At 72.3% G+C, this 21,676-nt stretch carries 21 protein-coding genes; 13 read left to right on the plus strand and 8 right to left on the minus strand.

Going from position 1 to position 21,676, the window contains the following annotated elements; translation table 11 throughout:
* The first annotated feature begins 131 nt into the window (after positions 1–131).
* The 6 genes from ACZ4MF_RS32890 (at position 132) to ACZ4MF_RS32915 (ending at position 5,773) form a co-directional block, all read left to right on the plus strand.
* Entirely contained in the window at positions 132–725 is a 594-nt protein-coding gene (locus ACZ4MF_RS32890) for an ABATE domain-containing protein (RefSeq protein WP_467495838.1), read from the plus strand.
* A gap of 65 nt (positions 726–790) precedes the next feature.
* Positions 791–1,819 (plus strand): N-acetyl-gamma-glutamyl-phosphate reductase, encoded by a 1,029-nt coding sequence (argC, locus tag ACZ4MF_RS32895; protein WP_467495839.1) that lies wholly within the window; start codon positions 791–793, stop codon positions 1,817–1,819.
* A 121-nt stretch (positions 1,820–1,940) separates the two neighbouring features.
* Positions 1,941–3,119, plus strand: a complete 1,179-nt coding sequence (argJ, locus tag ACZ4MF_RS32900) for a bifunctional glutamate N-acetyltransferase/amino-acid acetyltransferase ArgJ (RefSeq protein WP_467495840.1) — start codon at positions 1,941–1,943, stop codon at positions 3,117–3,119.
* A complete protein-coding gene (gene argB, locus ACZ4MF_RS32905) occupies positions 3,116–4,018 on the plus strand; it encodes an acetylglutamate kinase (protein ID WP_467495842.1) in 903 nt (300 codons plus the stop codon). The genes argJ and argB overlap by 4 nt, the downstream gene beginning before the upstream one ends.
* The gene (locus tag ACZ4MF_RS32910; protein WP_467495843.1) at positions 4,015–5,220 is read left to right on the plus strand and encodes an acetylornithine transaminase; all 1,206 of its coding nucleotides are present in this window, start codon (positions 4,015–4,017) and stop codon (positions 5,218–5,220) included. The genes argB and ACZ4MF_RS32910 overlap by 4 nt, the downstream gene beginning before the upstream one ends.
* 7 nt (positions 5,221–5,227) lie before the next feature.
* Positions 5,228–5,773, plus strand: coding sequence for an arginine repressor (locus ACZ4MF_RS32915; RefSeq protein WP_356022130.1), 546 nt, complete (start codon positions 5,228–5,230; stop codon positions 5,771–5,773).
* A gap of 65 nt (positions 5,774–5,838) precedes the next feature.
* On the opposite strand, the gene ACZ4MF_RS32920 is transcribed toward ACZ4MF_RS32915, so the two are convergent.
* The 5 genes from ACZ4MF_RS32920 to ACZ4MF_RS32940 all read right to left on the minus strand — a co-directional run bounded on the left by ACZ4MF_RS32920 (position 5,839) and on the right by ACZ4MF_RS32940 (position 10,776).
* Positions 5,839–6,630, minus strand: a complete 792-nt coding sequence (locus ACZ4MF_RS32920) for an FAD:protein FMN transferase (RefSeq protein WP_467496007.1) — start codon at positions 6,628–6,630, stop codon at positions 5,839–5,841.
* A 4-nt stretch (positions 6,631–6,634) separates the two neighbouring features.
* Complete coding sequence (locus ACZ4MF_RS32925) at positions 6,635–7,447, minus strand: FMN-binding protein (RefSeq protein ID WP_467495844.1); 813 nt, start codon at positions 7,445–7,447, stop codon at positions 6,635–6,637.
* 17 nt (positions 7,448–7,464) lie between these two features.
* Positions 7,465–8,847, minus strand: a complete 1,383-nt coding sequence (locus ACZ4MF_RS32930; RefSeq protein ID WP_467495846.1) for a ferredoxin reductase family protein — start codon at positions 8,845–8,847, stop codon at positions 7,465–7,467.
* A gap of 68 nt (positions 8,848–8,915) precedes the next feature.
* Entirely contained in the window at positions 8,916–9,413 is a 498-nt protein-coding gene (locus tag ACZ4MF_RS32935; RefSeq protein ID WP_467495847.1) for an FMN-binding protein, read from the minus strand.
* Positions 9,414–9,423: 10 nt separating this feature from the next.
* Positions 9,424–10,776, minus strand: coding sequence for a ferredoxin reductase family protein (locus ACZ4MF_RS32940; RefSeq protein WP_467495848.1), 1,353 nt, complete (start codon positions 10,774–10,776; stop codon positions 9,424–9,426).
* A gap of 235 nt (positions 10,777–11,011) precedes the next feature.
* On the opposite strand from ACZ4MF_RS32940, the gene ACZ4MF_RS32945 reads away from it, so the two are divergent.
* Both ACZ4MF_RS32945 and ACZ4MF_RS32950 read left to right on the plus strand, forming a co-directional pair.
* Positions 11,012–11,752 carry a response regulator transcription factor gene (locus ACZ4MF_RS32945; RefSeq protein ID WP_467495849.1) on the plus strand — a complete coding sequence of 247 codons (741 nt, stop codon included), beginning with the start codon at positions 11,012–11,014 and terminating at the stop codon, positions 11,750–11,752.
* On the plus strand, positions 11,752–13,233 hold the full coding sequence (locus ACZ4MF_RS32950) for a sensor histidine kinase (protein WP_467495851.1): 1,482 nt from the start codon (positions 11,752–11,754) through the stop codon (positions 13,231–13,233). The genes ACZ4MF_RS32945 and ACZ4MF_RS32950 overlap by 1 nt, the downstream gene beginning before the upstream one ends.
* Before the next feature lie 13 nt (positions 13,234–13,246).
* On the opposite strand, the gene ACZ4MF_RS32955 is transcribed toward ACZ4MF_RS32950, so the two are convergent.
* The 3 genes from ACZ4MF_RS32955 to ACZ4MF_RS32965 form a co-directional block, all read right to left on the minus strand.
* Complete coding sequence (locus ACZ4MF_RS32955; protein WP_467495852.1) at positions 13,247–13,969, minus strand: L,D-transpeptidase family protein; 723 nt, start codon at positions 13,967–13,969, stop codon at positions 13,247–13,249.
* 3 nt (positions 13,970–13,972) lie between these two features.
* Entirely contained in the window at positions 13,973–14,560 is a 588-nt protein-coding gene (locus tag ACZ4MF_RS32960) for a pyridoxamine 5'-phosphate oxidase family protein (protein WP_467495854.1), read from the minus strand.
* Positions 14,561–14,673: 113 nt separating this feature from the next.
* Positions 14,674–15,597 (minus strand): hypothetical protein, encoded by a 924-nt coding sequence (locus ACZ4MF_RS32965; RefSeq protein ID WP_467495856.1) that lies wholly within the window; start codon positions 15,595–15,597, stop codon positions 14,674–14,676.
* A 170-nt stretch (positions 15,598–15,767) separates the two neighbouring features.
* Between ACZ4MF_RS32965 and ACZ4MF_RS32970 the strand changes: the two genes are divergently transcribed.
* The 5 genes from ACZ4MF_RS32970 to ACZ4MF_RS32990 all read left to right on the plus strand — a co-directional run bounded on the left by ACZ4MF_RS32970 (position 15,768) and on the right by ACZ4MF_RS32990 (position 21,648).
* Positions 15,768–16,964: an argininosuccinate synthase gene (locus ACZ4MF_RS32970; protein WP_467495857.1), complete on the plus strand. Its 1,197-nt coding sequence runs from the start codon at positions 15,768–15,770 to the stop codon at positions 16,962–16,964.
* Between the two features lie 57 nt (positions 16,965–17,021).
* Positions 17,022–18,449: an argininosuccinate lyase gene (gene argH / locus ACZ4MF_RS32975; protein ID WP_467495859.1), complete on the plus strand. Its 1,428-nt coding sequence runs from the start codon at positions 17,022–17,024 to the stop codon at positions 18,447–18,449.
* Between the two features lie 57 nt (positions 18,450–18,506).
* Complete coding sequence (locus ACZ4MF_RS32980) at positions 18,507–19,478, plus strand: aldo/keto reductase (protein WP_467495861.1); 972 nt, start codon at positions 18,507–18,509, stop codon at positions 19,476–19,478.
* An 84-nt stretch (positions 19,479–19,562) separates the two neighbouring features.
* On the plus strand, positions 19,563–20,111 hold the full coding sequence (locus tag ACZ4MF_RS32985) for a TetR/AcrR family transcriptional regulator (RefSeq protein ID WP_467495863.1): 549 nt from the start codon (positions 19,563–19,565) through the stop codon (positions 20,109–20,111).
* 13 nt (positions 20,112–20,124) lie between these two features.
* Positions 20,125–21,648 carry an MFS transporter gene (locus ACZ4MF_RS32990; RefSeq protein WP_467495865.1) on the plus strand — a complete coding sequence of 508 codons (1,524 nt, stop codon included), beginning with the start codon at positions 20,125–20,127 and terminating at the stop codon, positions 21,646–21,648.
* The last annotated feature ends 28 nt before the right edge of the window (positions 21,649–21,676 follow it).

Genomic DNA, 21,676 nt, shown 5'->3' on the forward strand with positions numbered 1-21,676 from the left:
TCGAACACAGCCCACTCGTCGTCCGTGAGATCACCCCGGGTCATCTCGCCTGTCTACCGCCCCGGCCAGGCCGGGACAGCAAAACAGCCAAACCCGTGATCTCAACTCGGCACACTCCCTAGCATGGGGCCGTGGATCACGAGGCCCCCGTCTCTCTGCACCAGCTCCCGGTCCCGGGCGAGGACCGGTACGTCTCGCTGGCGCTCGTCAACACCCGGTTCACCGTCAGCCACGGCCGCGTCGACTTCCTCGACGACGCCGGGGCCGCCCATCTGTGGCTCGTCCGGCACGCGCTGCTGCCCGACCGGGTGGAGCTGAACGGCAGGCAGTCCGGCCGGCTGCGCACCCTCCGTGAGGCGCTGCGCGCCCTGTTCGAGGCCCGCGCCGCCGCGGCGCCTCCGGCCGCCGCCGCCCTCGACGCCCTGAACGCCGCCCTCGCGGCCGCCCCCGCCACCCCCAGGCTCGCCTGGGCCGCCGACGGCCCCCACCGCGCCGACGTCCCCGACACCGGCAACCCGGCCGCCGCCGCCCTCTCGCTCCTCGCCGAGGACGCCGCCGACCTGCTCACCGGCGCCGACGCGGGCCAGCTCACCGAGTGCGCCGCCCAGGGCTGCGCCCGCTGGTTCCTGCGCTCCCACGGCGCCCGCCGCTGGTGCACCACCAAGTGCGGCAACCGCGTCCGCGCGGCCCGGGCCTACGCGGCCCGGAAGGGGCAGGTGACATGACCGCGCAGTGCGTTGCATAAAACTGCAACGCTACGTATAGTCATGCCATCAAGAGGAGGATGGACATGGCGGTACGTGCGGCGGTGGCCGGAGCGAGCGGGTACGCGGGCGGAGAGGTCCTGCGGCTGCTCCTCGCGCACCCCGGGGTCGAGATCGGTGCCCTGACCGGAAACTCCAACGCCGGCCAGCGGCTCGGCGCGCTCCAGCCCCACCTGCTGCCGCTGGCCGACCGGATCCTGACCGAGACCACGGCCGAGGCGCTCGCCGGACACGACGTCGTCTTCCTGGCACTGCCGCACGGGCAGTCCGCCGCGGTCGCCGAGCAGCTCGGCCCCGACGTCCTCGTGGTCGACATGGGCGCCGACTTCCGGCTGAAGGACCCGGCCGACTGGGAGCGGTTCTACGGCTCCGCGCACGCCGGCACCTGGCCCTACGGCCTGCCCGAACTGCCGGGTGCCCGCGCCGCGTTGGAGGGGTCCAAGCGCATCGCGGTGCCCGGTTGCTACCCCACCGCCGTCTCCCTCGCCCTGTTCCCGGCGTACGCGGCCGGACTCGCCGAGCCCGAGGCGGTGATCGTCGCCGCGTCCGGCACCTCCGGCGCGGGCAAGGCCCCCAAGCCGCACCTGCTGGGCAGCGAGGTCATGGGCTCCATGACGCCGTACGGCGTCGGCGGCGGCCACCGGCACACCCCCGAGATGATCCAGAACCTCAGCGGCGTGGCCGGGGAGCGGGTCGCGGTGTCCTTCACGCCGACCCTCGCCCCGATGCCCCGCGGCATCCTCGCCACCTGCAACGCCGCGGCGAAGCCCGGGGTCACCGCGGAGTCCGTGCGGGCCGCGTACGAGAAGGCCTACGCCGACGAGACGTTCGTCCATCTGCTCCCCGAGGGCCAGTGGCCCGCGACGGCGTCCGTCTACGGTTCCAACGCCGTTCAGGTGCAGGTCGCGTACGACGAGGCCATGGGCCGCATCATCGCGATCAGCGCCATCGACAACCTCACCAAGGGCACCGCCGGCGGTGCCGTCCAGAGCATGAACATCGCCCTGGGTCTCGACGAGACCACCGGGCTTACGACGATCGGAGTCGCACCGTGAGCGACGCACGCGCAGCCGCCGGGCGGCAGACGACTGGGGGCACCTCCCCGGCACTCAAGGCACTGGGGGAGAAAGCCGCACCGCTGCGCTGCGCGGGCGGAGAAGCGAACGAGGAGACACAGTGAGCGTCACGGCAGCGAAGGGATTCACGGCGGCCGGCATCGCCGCCGGGATCAAGGGGAACGGCAACCCCGACCTGGCCCTCGTGGTCAACGACGGTCCGCGCCGCGCCGCCGCCGGTGTCTTCACCTCCAACCGTGTGAAGGCCGCGCCGGTGCTGTGGTCCGAGCAGGTCCTCAAGGCGGGCGAGCTGACCGCGGTCGTCCTCAACTCCGGCGGCGCCAACGCCTGTACGGGCCCCAAGGGCTTCCAGGACACCCACGCCACCGCCGAGAAGGTCGCCGAGTCCCTCAACGCGGCGGGTCACGACCGGACCGGCGGCCACGCCCCGGGTCAGGTCGCCGTCTGCTCCACCGGCCTGATCGGCGTCCTGCTGCCGATGGACAAGCTGCTGCCCGGCGTCGACAAGGCCGTCGCCCAGCTCAGCCCGCACGGCGGCGAGAAGGCCGCCATCGCCATCAAGACCACCGACACCGTCCACAAGACCTCCGTGGTCACCAAGGCCGGCTGGACCGTCGGCGGCATGGCCAAGGGCGCCGGCATGCTCGCGCCCGGCCTCGCCACCATGCTGGTCGTCCTCACCACCGACGCCGACCTCGACAGCGCGACCCTGGACCGCGCCCTGCGCGCGGCCACCAGGGTCACCTTCGACCGCGTCGACTCCGACGGCTGCATGTCCACCAACGACACCGTGCTGCTGCTCTCCTCCGGTGCCTCCGAAGTCACCCCGGAGTACGAGGAGTTCGCCGAGGCCGTACGGACCGTCTGCGACGACCTGGGCCGCCAGCTCATCGGCGACGCCGAGGGCGCCAGCAAGGACATCAAGGTCGAGGTGATCAACGCGGCCAGCGAGGCGGACGCCGTCGAGGTGGGCCGCTCCATCGCCCGCAACAACCTCCTCAAGTGCGCCATCCACGGCGAGGACCCCAACTGGGGCCGCGTCCTCTCCGCGATCGGCACCACCGCCGCCGCCTTCGAGCCGGACCGGCTGAACGTCGCCATCAACGGCGTCTGGGTGTGCAAGAACGGCTCCGTCGGCGAGGACCGCGACCTGGTCGACATGCGCTACCGCGAGGTGCGCATCACCGCCGATCTCGCCGCGGGCAGCGAGACCGCGACCATCTGGACCAACGACCTGACCGCCGACTACGTCCACGAGAACAGCGCCTACTCCTCATGACCACGACGCGTAAACACACCGCGCTCCCCAAGGCCCAGATCCTCATCGAGGCCCTGCCCTGGCTCACCCGGCACAACGGCAAGACCGTCGTGATCAAGTTCGGCGGCAACGCCATGGTCGACGAGGAGCTGAAGGCCGCGTTCGCCCAGGACGTCGTCTTCCTCCACCACGCCGGCCTCAAGCCCGTCGTCGTGCACGGCGGCGGCCCGCAGATCAGCGCCGCCCTCGACCGGCACGGCATCGTCAGCGAGTTCAAGGCGGGCCTGCGCGTCACCACCGAGGACGCCATGGACGTCGTACGGATGGTGCTCGCGGGCCAGGTGCAGCGCGAGCTGGTCGGCCTGCTCAACCAGCACGGCCCGCTCGCCGTCGGCCTGACCGGCGAGGACGCCCACACCATCACCGCGACCCGGCACACCCCCGAGATCGACGGCGAGCCGGTCGACATCGGCCGGGTCGGCGAGATCACCGACATCGACACGGGCGCGATCGACGCCCTGCTGGCGGACGGCCGCATCCCGGTCGTCTCCTCCATCGCCCGCAGTCAGGACGACGGACATGTCTACAACGTCAATGCCGATACGGCGGCTGCGGCACTCGCTGCCGCTCTGGGCGCCGAGACCCTCATGGTCCTCACCGACGTCGAGGGACTCTACGAGGACTGGCCGAACTCCGACGAGGTGATCAGCCGCCTCACCGCTTCCCAACTGGAGAAGCTGCTGCCGGAGTTGAGCTCCGGCATGGTGCCGAAGATGGAGGGCTGCCTGCACGCCGTGCGAGGCGGCGTGCGGACCGCCCGCGTCATCGACGGCCGGGTCCAGCACTCGATCCTGCTGGAGATCTTCACCGACGAAGGCATCGGCACCATGGTCGTGCCGGACGGACAGGGGGAGTCATGAGCAACCAGGAGCTGACCGCGCGCTGGCAGGGCACGCTCATGAACAACTACGGCACGCCCCGGCTGCCCCTGGTGCGCGGCGCGGGCCTGAAGGTGTGGGACGCCGAGGGCCGCGAGTACCTCGACTTCGTCGGCGGCATCGCCACCAACGCCCTCGGCCACGCCCATCCGGCGATCGTCGAGGCCGTGAGCCGGCAGATCGCCTCCCTCGGCCACATCTCCAACTTCTTCATGGCCGAGCCCACCGTCGCGCTCGCCGAGCGGCTGCTCCAGCTCTTCGGCCGCGAGGGCCGGGTCTTCTTCTGCAACTCCGGCGCCGAGGCCAACGAGGCCGCCTTCAAGATCGGCCGGCTCACCGGGCGGACCCATGTCGTCGCCACCGAGGGCGGCTTCCACGGCCGTACGATGGGCGCCCTCGCGCTCACCGGACAGCCCGCCAAGCAGGACCCGTTCCGGCCGCTGCCCGGCGACGTCACCCACGTGCCGTACGGCGACGCGCAGGCCCTGGCCGCGGCGGTCACCGAGGAGACGGCGCTCGTCGTCATCGAGCCGATCCAGGGCGAGAACGGCGTCGTCGTACCCCCGGCCGGCTACCTCAAGGCGGCCCGTGCGATCACCGCCGCCACCGGCGCCCTGCTGGTCCTCGACGAGGTGCAGACCGGCATCGGCCGCACCGGCACCTGGTTCGAATACCAGGCCCACGAGGGCGTGCTCCCCGACGTCGTCACCCTGGCCAAGCAGCTCGGCGGCGGACTCCCGCTCGGCGCCACGGTGGCCTTCGGCCGGGCCGCCGAACTGCTCCAGCCAGGCCAGCACGGCACGACCTTCGGCGGCAACCCGGTCGCCTGCGCCGCCGGACTGGCCGTCCTCGACACCATCGCGGGCGAGGGCCTGCTGGAGAACGTGAAACGGCAGAGCGCCGCGCTGTGCGAGGGAATCGAGGCGCTGGGCCACCCGCTGATCGATTATGTTCGGGGTGCCGGCCTGCTGCTGGGTATCGTGCTCACCGGGCCGCGCGCACCGCAGGTGCAGCAGGCGGCCCAGGAGGCCGGGTTCCTGGTGAACGCGCCCGCCCCGGACGTCGTGCGGCTCATGCCGCCGCTGAACCTCCGCGACGACGAGGTGGGTGCGCTGCTCCAGGCGCTGCCCGGCATCCTCGACGCAGCGGACCCGATGGACGGGGACGGACGATCCGGAGAATGAGACGACCATGAGCGAGGCGCAGGACCACGAGCAGGCGGCGGGCGCCGGGCCCGCCGTACCGCAGACCCGCACCGCACGGCACCGCCGGATCGTGGACATCCTCAACCGGCAGCCGGTGCGGTCGCAGAGCCAGCTGGCCAAGCTGCTCGCCGACGACGGGCTGAGCGTCACCCAGGCGACGCTCTCCCGGGACCTCGACGAGCTGAACGCGGTGAAGATCCGCAACACCGACGGCGACCTGATCTACGCGGTGCCGAGCGAGGGCGGATTCCGCACGCCGCGCGCGCCGCTGGGCGAGTCCGCCAAGGAGGAGCGGATGCGGCGCCTGTCCCAGGAGCTGCTGATCTCCGCGGAGGCCTCCGCCAACCTCGTGGTCCTGCGCACCCCGCCGGGCGCCGCCCAGTTCCTCGCCTCGGCCATCGACCAGGCCGAACTGCACGACATCCTCGGCACCATCGCCGGTGACGACACCCTGATGCTGATCAGCCGGCATCCGACCGGCGGTCAGGCACTGGCGGACCACATGCTGCAACTGGCACAGAACGGGCACTGAGCCGGGGAGCGGCGGGCGGGGCGAGCACGGCCGGTGCAGCGAACAGGCGGGAGCAGCCGTCGCCGTCAGCCCAGCCTCGCCGCCAGGCCCCCGGTGCACCGCACCTCGTCGCCCGCCGTGATCAGCAGGGCCTCGACGTCCGGCAGGGACTCCAGCCACGCCAGACCGGCCCGCGAGCCCATCGCGAACGCCGCCGTGGCCCAGCAGTCCACCCAGGTCAGCCGGGGGCCCACGACCGTCACCGCCACCAGGTCCGTCACCGCCGGTCGCCCCGTCCGCGGATCCACGATGTGGGGGCCCCGCTCAGCCGTCCCCGACGTCGCGACGGACAGTTCGTCCACCCCCGTCGTCGAGACCACCGCCGCGAGCCCGCCCGGCCGGAGCGGATCGGCCACCCCGACCCGCCACGGGCGCTCCCGCTCCGGAGCGCCGAGGAGCTGCACGTCACCGCCGCCGTTCACGCTGACCCCGCACACCCCCTCCACCTGCGCCAGCAGCCGCGCCGCCCGCTCGGCGGACCAGCCCTTCACGATGCCGGTGGGGTCCAGCGAGCCCTGGTAGCGCGGGCTGAACCAGCCCCCGCTCACCCGCTCCGCCTCGGCCGCGAGGGCCAGCACCTCGGCCATCTCGGGGGCGCAGTCCGCGACGGTCAGCTCGCCCCGGGCCAGCCGGGAGACCTCGCTGTCCTCGCGATAGGTGGAGAACAGCGCGTCGACCCGGTGCAGGCCCGCGACCGCCTCGGCGAGCGCGGCCCGCACCGCGTCGGGTTCCCCGCCGCGGACGTCGATGGAGAAGACGGTCCCCATGACCTCCTCCGCGTGACGCACCGCGGCGGGAGCCTCGGCCGGCCCGGTCATCGCCTCAGCCACCGGCCTGGTCCAGCGCCGACTGGAGGGACTGCCGGTAGCCGGTGCTGGTGTAGGTCGCGCCCGACACCGCGTCGATGTGCGCGGTCCCGGCCGTGACCGCCTCCTGGTTCAGCTTCGGGACCGCCATCGCGGTCTTCTGGTCGCTGAGCCCGCCCTTGGGCGCCTGCACCGCCGACGCCTGCGCGATCTTCCCGCCGCTCACCGTGATCCGCACCTGCACCGGACCGTAGGGGGTCTGCGCGACCTTCCCGGTGACGGTGACCGTACGGGCCCGCGCGGCACCGGAGCCGGACCCGGACCCGGAGCCGGATGCGGCGGGAGACGATGCCGAGTGCGTGGGCGCCGCGGCGGACTTCATCCTGTCCAGCGCCGACTGGAGCGACTTCTTGTAGCCGTTGCTCGTGTACGTCGCCCCGGACACCGCGTCGATCTGCGCGCTCTGCGCCGCCACGGCCTCCTGGTTGAGCTTCGGGACGGCCATCGCGGTCTTCTGGTCGCTGAGCCCGCCCTTGGGCGCCTGCACCGCCTCCGCCCTGGCGATCTTCCCGCCCGCGACGGTCAGCCGTACCTGCACGGTGCCGTACTGCGTCGGTGTCGCGTCACCCGTCACCGTGCCGGTGGCCGCACCGGCCGGCCGGGTGCCGCCCTGGGGCGACTGCTGCGCCCCGGCGGTCTGCTGCGGCGCCGTGCCCGCCGCGGCCGCCGTCGGATCCGACGCCGGCTTCAGCGACAGCAGCAGCACGACACCGGACACGGTCGCGGCGGTGGCCAGGACGACCCGTCGGACCGGGTGGCTCTTCCTCATGTCTTCGTAGCTCCCGCTCACATCTCGAAGGACTCGTGATGGATGCGGCGGGCGGGAACCCCCGCGCCGCGCAGTGCCTCGTACACCGACTGCGCGAACCCGGGCGGGCCGCACATGAAGACATCGTGCCGGTCGATGTCCGGGATCTTCCGCTCCAGGTTCTCCGCGGAGATGTCCGGGCGCTCGCCCTCCGGGCTGTTCACCGCGTACATCAGCCGGGCGCCCCGCTCGTCGGCGATCGCCGCCAGCTCGTCCCACAGGGCCAGATCCTGCGTCGTGTTGGCCCGGTACAGCAGGGTGATGTCCCCGGCCGCGCCCGGCAGCGTCTCGAACAGCGCCCGCATCGGCGTGATCCCGACCCCACCCGCGACCAGCAGCACCTTGCCCCGGCTGCGGCGCTGCGCGGTCAGCGCCCCGTACGGCCCCTCGGCCCACACCCGGGTACCGGGCGTCAGCTCGCGCAGCCGCTCGCTGTGGTCGCCGATCGCCTTCACGGTGATCCGCAGCATGTCCGGGCGGGGCGCCGCCGACAGGGAGTACGGGTGCGAGCTGAAGCGCATCCCGGGCGCCAGGAAGCGCCAGCGGAAGAACTGGCCCGCCTCCGCGCCCATCCGGTGCAGCTTGCGCCCGCCGATCAGCACCGACACGATGCCCGGCGTCTCCTCGACGACCGCCTCGACCCGCAACCGGTGCTTCACGTTCAGCCGGATCGGGGTGAGCACGCGGTACCAGAGCACCAGCGCGGTGACCGTGCCGTACAGGCCGTACCAGAAGGTCTTGGCCATCGGCTGGACCGCGAAGTCGTTGCCGGTGGTCAGCTGGTGCCAGAACGTCAGGAACACCGCCGCGTACGTCAGCAGATGGACGTGGTACCAGGTGTCGTACGGCATCCGGCGGCGCACCGGGCCGATCGACGTCAGCCCGATGAGGACGAACAGGCCGGTGCCGATGGCCGCCTTGCCGACGTCGGGCAGCTGGTTGACCGAGTCGATCGTCTGCTGGACGATGTCGCTCAGCGTCTTGCCCGCCTGGCGCGCGTACCCCCACATCGTGAGGAACACGTGCGCGACGATCAGACAGAGCGTGTAGCGGCCGCTCATCGCGTGCCAGCGGGCGACCCGGTCCGAGCCGACCCGCCGCTCCAGCGCCGGGACGCGCGCCATCTGGAGCACGACCAGCGCCATCAGATAGCCGGCGAGCAGGCCGGTGATCCGGCCCGCGTTCAGGATGCGGCCGGTGTCGTCGGCGACGGACGGTGTGTTCCGCCACCACAGCCACAGCACCGCCGCCGCGCCGGCCCACACCGCGAGCAGCAGCGGGACGGCCGGTGAGCGGCGCGGGCGGATGCGGCGCATCGTCTGGCGGCGGGCGGCACGGCCGCCGGCGAGGGTGGTGGTCACGGTTCCTCCGTGGGGACTCGGGGGAGTCGGCCCTTGGTCCTCAGATACGTGCCGCATGCGCCGCGTGTTCAGCGGCCCGCCGAGTCCAGCGCGGACTGGAGGGACTGCTGGTAGCCGGTGCTGGTGTACGAGGCGCCCGACACCATGTCGATCTGCGCGCTCTGCGCGGCCAGCGCCTCGCGTCGCAGCTGGGGGAGCGCGTAGCTGTTGATCTCCTGGTCGCGCGGATTGTCCTGTGGGTACTGCACGGCCGTCACGTCCGTGATCCTGCCGCTCCTGATCGTGACCCGCACCTGGACCGGACCCCAGCGGGTCTGCACGGTCTCGCCGGTCACGGTCCTGGTACCGGTCCTCTTGCCCGAGCCGGCGCCGCTGCCCGAGCCGGCGCCGCTCGACGCCGCGGAGGGGGCCGAACTGCTCGACACCGCGGGCGACTTGGCGTCGGCCATGACCGGCGTGGGACTCGTGTGCGGCTTCAGCGACAGCAGGAGCACCATCCCGGAGACCGTCGCGGCACCGGCCAGCACGATCCGGCGCAGCGGACGGTTCTTCTTCAAGGCGTGCACGTCAGGGTCCTCACAGCTCGAACGACTCGTGGTGGATTCGACGGTCCGGCACTCCGGCCGCCCGCAGCGCCTCGTACACGTCCTGCATGAAGCGGTGCGGGCCGCAGAGGTAGACGTCGTGGCCGGCGATCCCGGGGAACGTCGCGCGCAGCGACTCGGCCGAGATGTCCGGCCGCTTTCCGCCCGCCCCGTTGAGCGCGTACAGCACCCGCGCGCCGCGCCAGCGGGCGATCGCCTCCAGCTCGCCGCCCAGCGCCAGGTCCTCGGAGCCGCGCGCCCGGTACAGCAGCGTGACCTCGCCGGGCAGCGTCTCGAACAGCGCCCGCAGCGGGGTGACACCGACCCCGGCCGCGATCAGCAGCGAGCGGTGGCTGGTGGCCCGGTCGGCGGTCATGGAGCCGTAGGGACCCTCGGCCCACACCCGGGTGCCGGGCCGCAGCAGGGCGACGCCCGCACTGTGGTCGCCGAGCGCCTTGACGGTGATGCGCAGCCGGTCCGGGCGCGCCGGCGCCGACAGGGAGTACGGCGTCGACGTCCAGCTCAGGCCCTCGCCGAGGAACCGCCAGCGGAAGAACTGCCCCGGCCGCGCGCCGAGTTCGTCGAGATGCCGCCCGCGCACGACAACCGAGTACACACCCGGTGACTCCTTGTGAACAGAGTCCACACGCAGCTGGTGACGCCGGTTGAGCCGGACCGGGGCGAGGATCCGGAACCACAGCACCAGGGCCGCGACGCCCAGGTACAGCGCGTACCAGAGCGCGCTCGCCACCGGCTTGCCGTTGAACTCGTTCCCCAGCGACACCTGGTGGAAGAAGGCCAGGAACACGGCCGCGTAGGTGAGGAGGTGGACGTAGTACCAGAACTCGTGGCTCGTCCGGCGGCGCACGGCCCGGGCCGAGGTGACGCCGACCGCGAAGAGGATCACCGTGCCGGCGGTGGCCTTGAGCATGTCCGGGTAGTCCAGGACGACGGAGACCGTCTCGTGCCACAGCGAGGCGTGGTCCTGGGCGGCGTACCCGGCGAGGATCAGCCCGATGTGCACGGTGAGCAGACAGACCGTGTAGCGGCCCGCCATCGCGTGCCAGCGGGCCACCCGGTCCGAGCCGACCCGGCTCTCCAGCAGCGGCACCCGCGCCATCAGACCGACCAGCACCGCGCACGCGTACCCGCACAGCAGTCCGGCGAGTCGCCCGGCGCCGGTCAGCCAGCCGGCCGAGCCGACCACGGAACCGGTGCCGGTCCACCAGAGCGCCGCCGCGCCCGCCGCACCGGCCCACAGCACGGCCAGCACGGGCCCCGCGGGGGAGCGCCGGCCGGCCACGGGCGCGGGCGGGGCCGTCCGTCGCGTATCGACCGTGGTCATAGGTTCAACGCCCTTTCGTCCGTCATGCCCGGCCACTGTGCCCGCCGAATCTCTGAGCCACCTCTGAGCCACCCTCCTGACCAGGGCTTTCGATAGCGGACTCAGAGGGGTTTCTCATCCGACGTTCAGCGGAGCGGGGCGGGCGGCGGCAGGGCGGCGGTGAGCGTACTCACAGAGAACTCAGAGGTGGGGCGGTACACCGCACCCGCCGGCAGGGGTGATGCTGGGAGGCGCGATGAACACGACCCGTTCCGGCCGCCCGGCCCTCACCCGCCCCGACGGCACCCCGCTGCGCGTCCTCGTCGTCGACGACGACCCCGACCTCGCGGAGGTGCTCACCGGCGCCCTGCGCTACGAGGGCTGGCAGGTGCGCGCCGCCGGCGACGGTGCCTCGGCCCTCAGCGCCGCGCGCGAGCTGCTGCCGGACGCCGTCGTCCTCGACGTGATGCTCCCCGACACCGACGGCTTCACCGTGCTGCGCGGGCTGCACGAGGTGAAGCCCGACGTCTGTGTGCTCTTCCTCACGGCACGGGACGCGGTGGAGGACCGGATCGCCGGCATCACCGCGGGCGGCGACGACTACGTCACCAAGCCCTTCAGCCTGGAGGAGGTCGTCGCCCGGCTGCGCGGACTGCTGCGCCGCGCGGGCATGGCCCGCCAGCTGGAGGACGGGCCGCGCCTGGTCGTCGGCGACCTGGTGATGGACGAGGAGGCCCGCGAGGTGACCCGGGCCGGCGAACTGGTCGAACTGTCGCCGACCGAGTTCGAACTCCTCCGCTTCCTCATGCGCAACCCGCGCCGTGTGCTCAGCAAGGCACAGATCCTCGACCGGGTCTGGTCCTACGACTTCGGCGGCCGCGCCCATGTGGTCGAGCTGTACATCTCCTACCTGCGCAAGAAGGTCGACGCGGGCCGCGAGCCCATGATCCACACCGTCCGCGGCGCGGGCTACGTCCTCAAGCCGGCGGCCCGCTGATGTCCTCGCCGCCACGGTCCCCGCGCCGCCTGCCCCGCCCCCGCACCCTGCGCGCCCGGCTCACCGCCGGGCTGGTGGTGCTGCTCGCGATCAGCTGTGCCGCGGTCGGCGTGGCGGCCGTCGTCGAACTGAACGGCTTCCTCACCCGCCGGCTCGACCAGCAGCTCCAGCAGACCGGCACGGCCTTCCCGCAGAGCCTGGAGCACGGCACCTACACGCCCTCGAAACCCTCGGACCACGACGGCGACGAGCACGGCGACACCCGCCGCCAGGCCGCCGAGACCTTCGGCGCCCGCCTGCTGGCCGGCCGGGTCACCAGCGCGGCCGTCGTCCCCGCCAGCGACAGGCAGGATCTCGGCATCACGCTGACCACGCGGGACCGCGCGGCCCTGGCCCGGATCCCGGTGGACGGCACCGGCCACACCGTGTGCCTGTCTCACCTGCGCGACTACCGCATGATGGCGTGGCGCGGCAGGGACGGCGACGTGCTGATCACGGGGCTGCCGACGGAGCCGGTACGGGCCGCCGTGCAACGCCTCGAACTGGTCGCGGTGGTCGTCTTCGGCCTGGCCCTGACCGCCGCCGGGGTGACCGGGGCGCTCTGGGTCCGCTGGTCGCTGCGCCCGCTGAGCAGGGTCGCCGCGACCGCCGCCCGGGTCAGCGAGCTGCCGCTGGCCACCGGCGAGGTGGTGCTGCCGCCACGCGCCCCCGACCACGACCCGCGCAGCGAGGTCGGCCGGGTCGCCGCGGCGTTCAACCGCATGCTGCGGCACGTCGAGGACGCCCTGACGAAGCGGCACGCGAGCGAGGAGCGGCTGCGCCGCTTCGCCGCCGACGCCAGCCACGAACTGCGCACCCCGGTCGCCTCGGTCCGCGGCCACGCCGAACTGGCCCTCCTCCACCCCGGCCCGGTGCCGCCCGAGATCGCCCGGGCCCTGGAGCGGATCAAGGCCGAGTCCTCCCGCATGGGCGAGATGGTCGACGACCTGCTCCTGCTGGCCCGCCTGGACGCGGGCCGCCCGCTGGAGCGGCAGCCGGTGGACCTGACGCACCTGGTCCTGGACGCCGTCACCGACGCCCGCGCCGCCGGCCCCGGCCACCGCTGGTCCATGGACCTCCCCGAGGACCCCGTCACGGTCCCGGGCGACGCCCACCGCCTCCACCAGGTGTTGGCCAACCTATTGGCCAACGCACGTTTGCACACACCCGTTGGCACGAAGGTGACGGTCACCCTGGAACGCGACCCCGACGCTGCCGTCCTCTCCGTCCACGACGACGGCCCCGGCGTCCCCGAGGACGTCCAGCCGGGCGTCTTCGAACGCTTCACCCGGGCGGAACACCGCCGCCGCCCCGGTGCCTCCGGCGGCGGCGCGGGCCTGGGCCTGTCGATCGTGGCGGCGGTGGCCGAGGCACACGGGGGCAGCGTGGGGCTGGAGAGCCGACCGGGGAGTACGACGTTCAGGGTGATTCTGCCGACCTGACGGTGCGCGAGGCTCAGTACGTGGTCACCGCCGTGGCGCCGCCGTCGGTCCCCACGGCGATGTGCGGCGACTTCTCGGGCCTGGCCCACTGGAGAATCCGCTGCATCGCATCCTCCGGTACCGACACACACCCGGCCGTGGCACCCTGCCCGTTGACGTGCAGAAAGATCCCGGCACCACGGCCCCGCACGGGCCGGCCGTAGTTGAACCCGATGACGAGCGCGTACGCGTACTGGGCCGCGTACGCGACCAGATGCTCGGACTCGGACGCCCGGCAGTCGGCCGGCAGGGGGTCGACCCACCGGTTGTACGACGACGAGTCGTTGTCCTGGCACCACCACGAACCGTCCTTCACCGCACGGTACGTGACGCTCGTCCCGTCCGGCGCCGCCTCGATGCCGAAGCCGAAGGGGAGGTCGTACAGCCCGGTCGGCGTCGTGTTCGTGCCCTGCTTGCGGGTGGCGCCCTCCGCCAGGCCGCTCGCGCCGAACCGTGCCGGTGCCGAGCCCGCCTGTACCCACTGCCCGTCCCGCAGGTCCCACCACGTGACCGTGCCCGACGTCGAGTCGGTGCGCGGTGCCTGAGCGGTGATCAGCTGGGTGCCGCCGCCCGTGTCCGCCATCAGCGCGGGCAGCGGACCGGAATCGGATCCGGATCCGGCACGGGGCGCCGGGGCGGAGCCGAGCAGGGCGAGCGAAGACGCGGAGACGAGGGCGAGGACGACACCGGGGCGCATGGCTCAGACGGTAGACGGGGGGAGCGGCAACGGCAGTCCGGGTAGGCCGTCCAGGCTAGTCGCGACGTGCTCCTTCTTCTCGAAGTACGCGCCGAGGGACGCGTCGTCCTCGCGTGCGAAGCGCTTCTCGTGCAGATCGCGGTCCTGCTCGTACGCCATGAAGGGGACGGCGTAGCCGCAGGTGTCCCGCACCAGCTCGGCGTGGACGAGGATGACGGCGCGCAGTCCGTGCGGGGTCGGGTCGATGCCCGGGAAGTGCGCGAGCAGCTCGTGGAAGCGCGGGTCGTCGCGGAAGACCGGCTCGCCCCGGCCGTGGACGCGCACGATGTTCGGCGGCCCCTGGAAGGCGCACCACATCAGCGTGATCCGTCCGTTCTCCCGCAGGTGGGCGATCGTCTCGGCGTTGGACCCGGCGAAGTCCAGGTAGGCCACGGTCAGTTCGTCGAGGACGACGAAGGAGCCCTTGAGGCCCTTGGGGGAGAGGTTGACCGTGCCGTCGCCGGAGAGCGGGGCGGTCGCGGTGAAGAACAGGGGCTGCTCCTCGATGAACGTGCGGAGCCTGCCGTCGATGCGCTCATACGTCTTTCCCATGTCTGACGATTATCGAGGCAACTCCTTCGCCCGTCCGAGGAATTGAGGGAGTGCGGACGTGCCGGGGCCGCCCCGGCCGGCGCTTGTCGGGGCGGCCCCGGATGCCTGCTACCTCACTTGGTGAGCGTGCAGGCGGCGAGGGAGTCGAGGCCGGTGGGCCTGGTGCCCTTGCGGCCGATGGCGATGGCGATGCGGTCGATGGTGGAGACGCGTTTGTCCTTGAGGGGGCCGAGGATGGCGTTGTTGACGAAGTTGGGTCCGCCCTGGCCGACGGTTGTTTGCAAACGGTTGTTGGCTTCTTGGATCTGGGTCTGGAGGAGGGCGAGGTTGCGGGTGACCTCGGCCTGCGCGGAGGCGGGGACGGCCGGGAGCCGGGAGGCGACGTCCGGGCAGGTGATCGTCCCGGCCCCCGTCTTCCCGCTCGCCGCCGCGCCGCCCGTGGCCGCGTTCCCCGCCGCCGAGCCGCCCGCGTTCCCCGCAGCCGAGCCGCCCGCGTTCCCCGCCGCCGAGCCGCCGGGCTGCCCGCTCGCCGAGGCGCTCGGCGTGCCACCGGCACCCGCACCGGCACCGGCGCCGCTGTTCACACCGCCCCCGTTCAGCGTGCAGGCGGCGAGGGAGCCGAGGCCGGTGGGCTTGGTGCCCTTGCGGCCGATGGCGATGGCGATGCGGTCGATGGTGGAGACGCGTTTGTCCTTGAGGGGGCCGAGGATGGCGTTGTTGACGAAGTTGGGTCCGCCCTGGCCGACGGTTGTTTGCAAACGGTTGTTGGCTTCTTGGATCTGGGTCTGGAGGAGGGCGAGGTTGCGGGTGACCTCGGCCTGCGCGGAGGCGGGGACGGCCGGGAGCCGGGAGGCGACGTCCGGGCAGGTGATCGTCCCGGCGCTCGCCAGCGTGCGGGCGTTCGTCGCGCCGTCGCTCCTGCCGGGGGTCCCGGCGAGCGCCGAGCCCGCGATCACGGCGCCGGACAGCACGACGGCGGCAGCGCCGCCGATGAAGGCCACACGGCGCTTGTTGTACTTCGGAAGAGCCCTGGACATGCGGATGCCTCACTTGGTCAGGAGTGGGTTCAGCGGTGTGACGCGGCGCCTGCGTTCGGGGGGAAGTACGAGAAAGCGGTTGCAGGCGTTCAAGGCTCCCCTCGATTGACGAATCATGCAGAGCTCTGCATACTCATGCATGACAGGGATTGCAGTGTGAGGAGAAACCCGTGACCGAGCGCGTCGTACTCGCCTATTCGGGCGGTCTGGACACCTCCGTCGCCATCGGCTGGATCGCCGAGGAGACGGGCGCCGAGGTCATCGCCGTAGCGGTGGACGTCGGCCAGGGCGGCGAGGACCTGGACGTCATCCGCAAGCGCGCCCTCGCCTGCGGGGCCGTCGAGGCCGAGGTCGCCGACGCCAAGGACGAGTTCGCCGACGAGTACTGCCTCCCCGCGATCAAGGCCAACGCCCTCTACATGGACCGCTACCCGCTGGTCTCGGCGCTCTCCCGGCCCGTGATCGTCAAGCACCTGGTAGCCGCCGCGCAGAAGCACGGTGCCACCACCGTCGCGCACGGCTGCACCGGCAAGGGCAACGACCAGGTCCGCTTCGAGGCCGGCATCGTCGCCCTCGCCCCCGACCTGAAGTGCATCGCCCCGGTCCGCGACTACGCGATGACCCGGGACAAGGCGATCGCCTTCTGCGAGGCCGAGCGGCTCCCGATCGCCACCACCAGGAAGTCCCCGTACTCCATCGACCAGAACGTCTTCGGACGCGCCGTCGAGACGGGCTTCCTGGAGGACATCTGGAACGCCCCGATCGAGGACGTCTACGACTACACCGCCGACCCCTCCGTCCCCCGCGAGCCCGACGAGGTGGTCCTCACCTTCGAGGCGGGCGTCCCGGTCGCGGTCGACGGCGAGCCCGTCACCGTCCTCCAGGCGATCCAGCGGCTCAACGAGCGCGCCGGCGCCCAGGGCATCGGCCGGATCGACATGGTCGAGGACCGGCTCGTCGGCATCAAGTCCCGCGAGGTGTACGAGGCGCCGGGCGCCATCGCCCTGATCACCGCCCACCAGGAGCTGGAGAACGTCACCGTCGAGCGCGAACTCGCCCGCTACAAGCGGCAGGTGGAGCAGCGCTGGGGCGAACTGGTCTACGACGGCCAGTGGTTCTCCCCGCTCAAGCGCGCCCTGGACGGCTTCGTCGACGAGGCGAGCACGCACGTGTCCGGCGACATCCGGATGACCCTGCACGGCGGCCGCGCCGTCGTCACCGGCCGCCGCTCCGCCTCCTCGCTCTACGACTTCAACCTCGCCACCTACGACACGGGCGACACCTTCGACCAGGCCGCGGCCAAGGGCTTCATCGACATCTACGGCCTGTCCTCGCAGATCGCCGCGCGGCGGGACCTGCGGGCATAGCCTGGCGCACGACCGGCACCACAACCGACCCACCCACCTTCTCTAGGAGCAGCGCAAGTGAGCAGCAACAGCGGTGACGTCCGGCTCTGGGGCGGCCGTTTCGCCGACGGTCCCGCCGAGGCCCTGGCGAAGCTGTCCGCGTCCGTCCACTTCGACTGGCGGCTCGCGCCCTACGACATCGCGGGTTCGCGTGCTCACGCGCGCGTCCTCCACAAGGCGGGGCTGCTCACCGAGGACGAGCTGGCCCGCATGATCGACGGGCTCGACCGGCTGGAGGCCGACGTCGCCGCCGGCACCTTCACCGGCACCATCGCCGACGAGGACGTGCACACCGCCCTGGAGCGCGGCCTGCTGGAGCGCCTCGGCCCGGACCTCGGCGGCAAGCTGCGCGCCGGCCGGTCGCGCAACGACCAGGTGGCGACCCTCTTCCGGATGTACCTCAGGGACCACGCCCGCGTCATCGGCGGCCTGATCGCCGATCTCCAGGACGCCCTGGTCGGCCTCGCCGAGGCCCACCCCGACGTCGCGATGCCGGGCCGCACCCACCTCCAGCACGCCCAGCCCGTGCTCTTCGCCCACCATGTCCTGGCCCATGTGCAGTCCCTGTCCCGGGACGCCGAGCGGCTGCGACAGTGGGACGAGCGCACGGCCGTGTCGCCGTACGGCTCCGGCGCCCTCGCCGGCTCCTCGCTCGGCCTGGACCCGGAGGCGGTGGCCGAGGACCTGGGCTTCGAGCACGGCAGCGCCGCCAACTCGATCGACGGCACGGCCTCCCGTGACTTCGTCGCCGAGTTCGCCTTCATCACCGCGATGATCGGCGTGAACCTCTCCCGGATCGCGGAGGAGATCATCATCTGGAACACGAAGGAGTTCTCCTTCGTGACCCTGCACGACGCGTTCTCCACGGGCTCGTCGATCATGCCGCAGAAGAAGAACCCGGACATCGCCGAGCTGGCGCGCGGCAAGTCCGGCCGTCTGATCGGCAACCTGACCGGCCTGATGGCGACGCTCAAGGCCCTGCCGCTCGCCTACAACCGCGACCTCCAGGAGGACAAGGAGCCGGTCTTCGACTCCTGCGACCAGCTGGAGGTGCTGCTGCCCGCCTTCACCGGCATGATGGCCACCCTCACGGTCAACCGCGAGCGGATGGAGGAGCTGGCCCCGGCCGGCTTCTCGCTCGCCACCGACATCGCGGAGTGGCTGGTCAAGCAGGGCGTGCCGTTCCGCGTGGCGCACGAGGTCGCGGGGGAGTGCGTGAAGGTCGCCGAGGCCGACGGCAAGGAGCTGGACGGCCTCACGGACGAGCAGTTCGCGAAGATCTCCGCGCATCTCACCCCGGAGGTGCGGTCCGTGCTCAACGTCCCCGGCGCCCTCGCCTCCCGCAACGGCCGCGGCGGTACGGCGCCCAGCGCGGTCGCCGTCCAGCTGGCGGAGGTCAAGGCGGACGTGGCGGCACAGCACGCCTGGGCCGACGCAAAGAAGTGACCTGAGGGCGTCGCGGGTTACGTTGGTCGTCAGTCAGCCGACCGAACGGAGCCCGCGATGCCCTTCGCCCGTCTCGCGCACGCCACCACGCCGACCTGCCACATCGGCCTCGGCCTGGCCGCCGTCGGCCGTCCCGGCTACATCAACCTGGGCCGGGACGAGGACCTCGGGGAGAACCGCAGCGTCGACGCCCTGCGCGACCGCACCCATGAACTCCTCGACGCCGCCTACGCCCAGGGCGTGCGCTACTTCGACGTGGCCCGCTCCTACGGCCGTTCCGAGGAGTTCCTCGCCGACTGGCTGAACGCCCGCCCCGACATCGACGACGTGGTCGTCGGCAGCAAGTGGGGCTACACGTACACCGCCGGCTGGGCCACGGACGCCGAGAAGCACGAGGTCAAGGACCACAGCGTGGCGGCCTACGACCGTCAGCGCGCCGAGACCGACGCGCTGCTCGGCGACCGGCTCGACCTCTACCAGATCCACTCGGTGACTCCGGACAGCCCGGCCCTGACCGACAAGGACCTGCACGTCAAGCTGGCCGAGGCGGCCGCCCAGGGCGTGAGCGTCGGCTTCTCCACCAGCGGCCCCGCCCAGGCCGACGCCATCCGCGCCGCCCTCGCGATCACTGTCGACGGCGAGCCCCTCTTCCGTACCGTCCAGTCGACGTACAACCTCCTGGAGCACTCGGCCGCCCCCGCGCTCGCCGAGGCGCACGACGCCGGGCTCACCGTGATCGTCAAGGAGGGCATGGCCAACGGCCGGCTCGCCGCGCCGCATGCCCCGGAGATGCTGAGGGCCGTCGCCGAGGAGACCTCCCTCGGGTGTGACGCCGTGGCGCTCGCCTGGATCCTGGGCCAGCCCTGGGCGGGCGTCGTCCTGTCCGGCGCGGCGACCGTCCCGCAGCTCTTCTCGAATCTGCACGCCCCCGCCGTCGACCTCGACGTGGACCAGCTGACCCGCCTCGCCACGCTCGCCGAGGACCCGAACGCCTACTGGGAGCGTCGCGGACAGCTGCCCTGGCACTGATCCCGCACCCCCTCTGTCCAGCTCCTTTGAGTCACGTGCGCCCAGGATGAGACATGAATGTCTCACGTGGGTTACCCTTGTCTCATGGCTCTGGACCGTGACCATGTGCTGCGCAGCGCAGCCGCCCTGCTGACCCGTAAATCCACCGCGACCATGGACGAGGTCGCCAAGGCCGCCGGAATCAGCCGGGCCACGCTGCACCGCCACTTCGCCGGGCGCGACGCGCTCGTCCGGGCGCTGGAGGCGCTCGGCATCGCGGAGTGCGAGGCGGCGCTGGACGCGGCCGGCCTGGACGACGGCCCGGCGGCCGAGGCCGTACGGCGTCTGGTCCGCGCGATCGAACCCGCGGCCGGCCTGCTCGCCTTCCTCTACACCGAGAACCAGCTGTTCGAGGGCGAGGAGCAGAACCAGGGCTGGGCCCGCATCGACGAACGCCTCATGTCCCTGTTCCGGCGCGGCCAGGAGAGCGGCGAGTTCCGCATCGACCTCACCCCGGCCTGGCTCACCGAGGCGCTCTACGGCCTGCTGGCCTCCGGCGCCTGGGGCGTGTCCGAGGGCCGGGTGGCCGCCAAGGACTTCACCTACATGGTCGTCGAGCTGCTGCTCGGCGGCGTACGACGTACGAACGCGTAAGAAGAGAGGAATCATGACCAGCACCCTGCAGCCGGCCGGTGCGACGGAGTCGGAGAAGCGCCGGGGCCGCTGGCTCGCGCTCTCCGTCCTCGTCCTGGCCGTGCTGCTGGTGGCCGTCGACGCCACCGTCCTCGGCCTGGCGACCCCCTACATCAGCGAAGACCTGAACCCCTCCGGCACCCAGCTCCTCTGGATCGGCGACGTCTACTCCTTCGTCATCGCCGGCCTGCTGGTCTCCATGGGCAGCCTCGGCGACCGCATCGGCCGCAAGCGCATCCTGCTCGGCGGTGCCACCGCGTTCGGCGCGATCTCCGTCCTCAACGCCTATGCCACGACACCGGAGTTGATGATCCTGGCACGGGCGCTGCTCGGTGTGGCGGGCGCGACCCTGATGCCCGCCACCCTCGCCCTGATCCGCAACCTCTTCCACGACCCGCGCGAGCGCAGCCTCGCCGTCGGCATCTGGGGCGCGACCGCCTCGGCCGGTACGGCGGTCGGCCCGATCGCGGGCGGGTTCCTGCTCGAACACTTCTGGTGGGGCTCGGTCTTCCTCATCAACCTGCCGGTGATGGCCGTCCTGGTCCTCGTCGGCATCCGTACGCTGCCCGAGTCCCGCAACCCGCACCCCGGCCCCTGGGACCTGGCCAGCGTCCTGCTGTCCCTGGTCGGCATGATCGGTGTCGTCTACGCGGTCAAGGAGGCGGCGACCCACGGCTTCACCTGGCCGACGCTCGCCGCGGGCCTGCTGGGCGCGGCCGCGCTCCACGGCTTCGTGCACCGCCAACTCACCATGCCGGTCCCGCTGTTGGACATGCGTCTGTTCCGTCGGCGCGGCTTCAGCGGGGCGGTCCTCGCCGACCTGCTGACCGTGCTCGGCATGTCCGGCCTGGTGTTCTTCCTCTCCCAGTACCTGCAACTCGTCCAGGGCAGGCGCCCGTTCGAGGCGGGCCTCGCCGAACTGCCCGCCGCCGTCGGCGCGGTGGTGGCCGGCCTGATGGCGGGCCGCGCCGCCCGCCGCTTCTCGGTGCGGACCGTGGTCTGCGGCGGTCTCGCCGCCGTGGGACTCGCCCTGGCGGCGCTGACGGCCCTGGGCGTGTCGACGGGGTACCCGGTCCTCGGCGCCGCACTGCTGGTCGTCGGGGTCGGGGCTGGCTTCTCCTTCACGGTGACGGCCGACGTGATCCTCTCCAGCGTGCCCAAGGAACAGGCGGGCGCCGCCTCGGCGGTCTCCGAGACGGCGTACGAACTGGGCGCCGCCCTGGGCATCGCCCTGCTGGGCTCGATCGTGACGGGCGTCTACCGCGACTTCACGGGCCCGGCGGGTACGCCGCCCGAGGCCCACGAGTCACTGGGAGCGGCGGCGGACGCGGCGGCGAAACTGCCCCCGCACACGGCCCAGCAGATGCTGGACGCCGCCCGCGAATCCTTCGTCCACGGCCTCCACCTGGCCTCGGGCGCGGGAGCGGCAGTCCTCCTGACCGCTGCCTTGGCCGCATGGTTCCTGCTGAAGGACCAGAAACTGGAGAGTGCCGAGTAGGCGAAACCCCCTGAGGCGCGGGGCTGTG

The organism is Streptomyces sp. NPDC025793 (assembly GCF_055558375.1).

Excerpts from the sequence above, each read along its gene's own strand:
- ACZ4MF_RS32950 (WP_467495851.1), top strand. The coding sequence starts at position 11,752 with ATGTCCTCGCCGCCACGGTCCCCGCGCCGCCTGCCCCGCCCCCGCACC.
- ACZ4MF_RS32980 (WP_467495861.1), top strand. The coding sequence starts at position 18,507 with ATGCCCTTCGCCCGTCTCGCGCACGCCACCACGCCGACCTGCCACATC.
- ACZ4MF_RS32955 (WP_467495852.1), bottom strand. The coding sequence starts at position 13,969 with ATGCGCCCCGGTGTCGTCCTCGCCCTCGTCTCCGCGTCTTCGCTCGCC.
- argB (WP_467495842.1), top strand. The coding sequence starts at position 3,116 with ATGACCACGACGCGTAAACACACCGCGCTCCCCAAGGCCCAGATCCTC.
- argC (WP_467495839.1), top strand. The coding sequence starts at position 791 with ATGGCGGTACGTGCGGCGGTGGCCGGAGCGAGCGGGTACGCGGGCGGA.
- ACZ4MF_RS32910 (WP_467495843.1), top strand. The coding sequence starts at position 4,015 with ATGAGCAACCAGGAGCTGACCGCGCGCTGGCAGGGCACGCTCATGAAC.
- ACZ4MF_RS32915 (WP_356022130.1), top strand. The coding sequence starts at position 5,228 with ATGAGCGAGGCGCAGGACCACGAGCAGGCGGCGGGCGCCGGGCCCGCC.
- ACZ4MF_RS32920 (WP_467496007.1), bottom strand. The coding sequence starts at position 6,630 with ATGACCGGGCCGGCCGAGGCTCCCGCCGCGGTGCGTCACGCGGAGGAG.
- ACZ4MF_RS32940 (WP_467495848.1), bottom strand. The coding sequence starts at position 10,776 with ATGACCACGGTCGATACGCGACGGACGGCCCCGCCCGCGCCCGTGGCC.
- ACZ4MF_RS32990 (WP_467495865.1), top strand. The coding sequence starts at position 20,125 with ATGACCAGCACCCTGCAGCCGGCCGGTGCGACGGAGTCGGAGAAGCGC.
- ACZ4MF_RS32985 (WP_467495863.1), top strand. The coding sequence starts at position 19,563 with ATGGCTCTGGACCGTGACCATGTGCTGCGCAGCGCAGCCGCCCTGCTG.
- ACZ4MF_RS32965 (WP_467495856.1), bottom strand. The coding sequence starts at position 15,597 with ATGTCCAGGGCTCTTCCGAAGTACAACAAGCGCCGTGTGGCCTTCATC.
- ACZ4MF_RS32925 (WP_467495844.1), bottom strand. The coding sequence starts at position 7,447 with ATGAGGAAGAGCCACCCGGTCCGACGGGTCGTCCTGGCCACCGCCGCG.
- ACZ4MF_RS32960 (WP_467495854.1), bottom strand. The coding sequence starts at position 14,560 with ATGGGAAAGACGTATGAGCGCATCGACGGCAGGCTCCGCACGTTCATC.
- ACZ4MF_RS32945 (WP_467495849.1), top strand. The coding sequence starts at position 11,012 with ATGAACACGACCCGTTCCGGCCGCCCGGCCCTCACCCGCCCCGACGGC.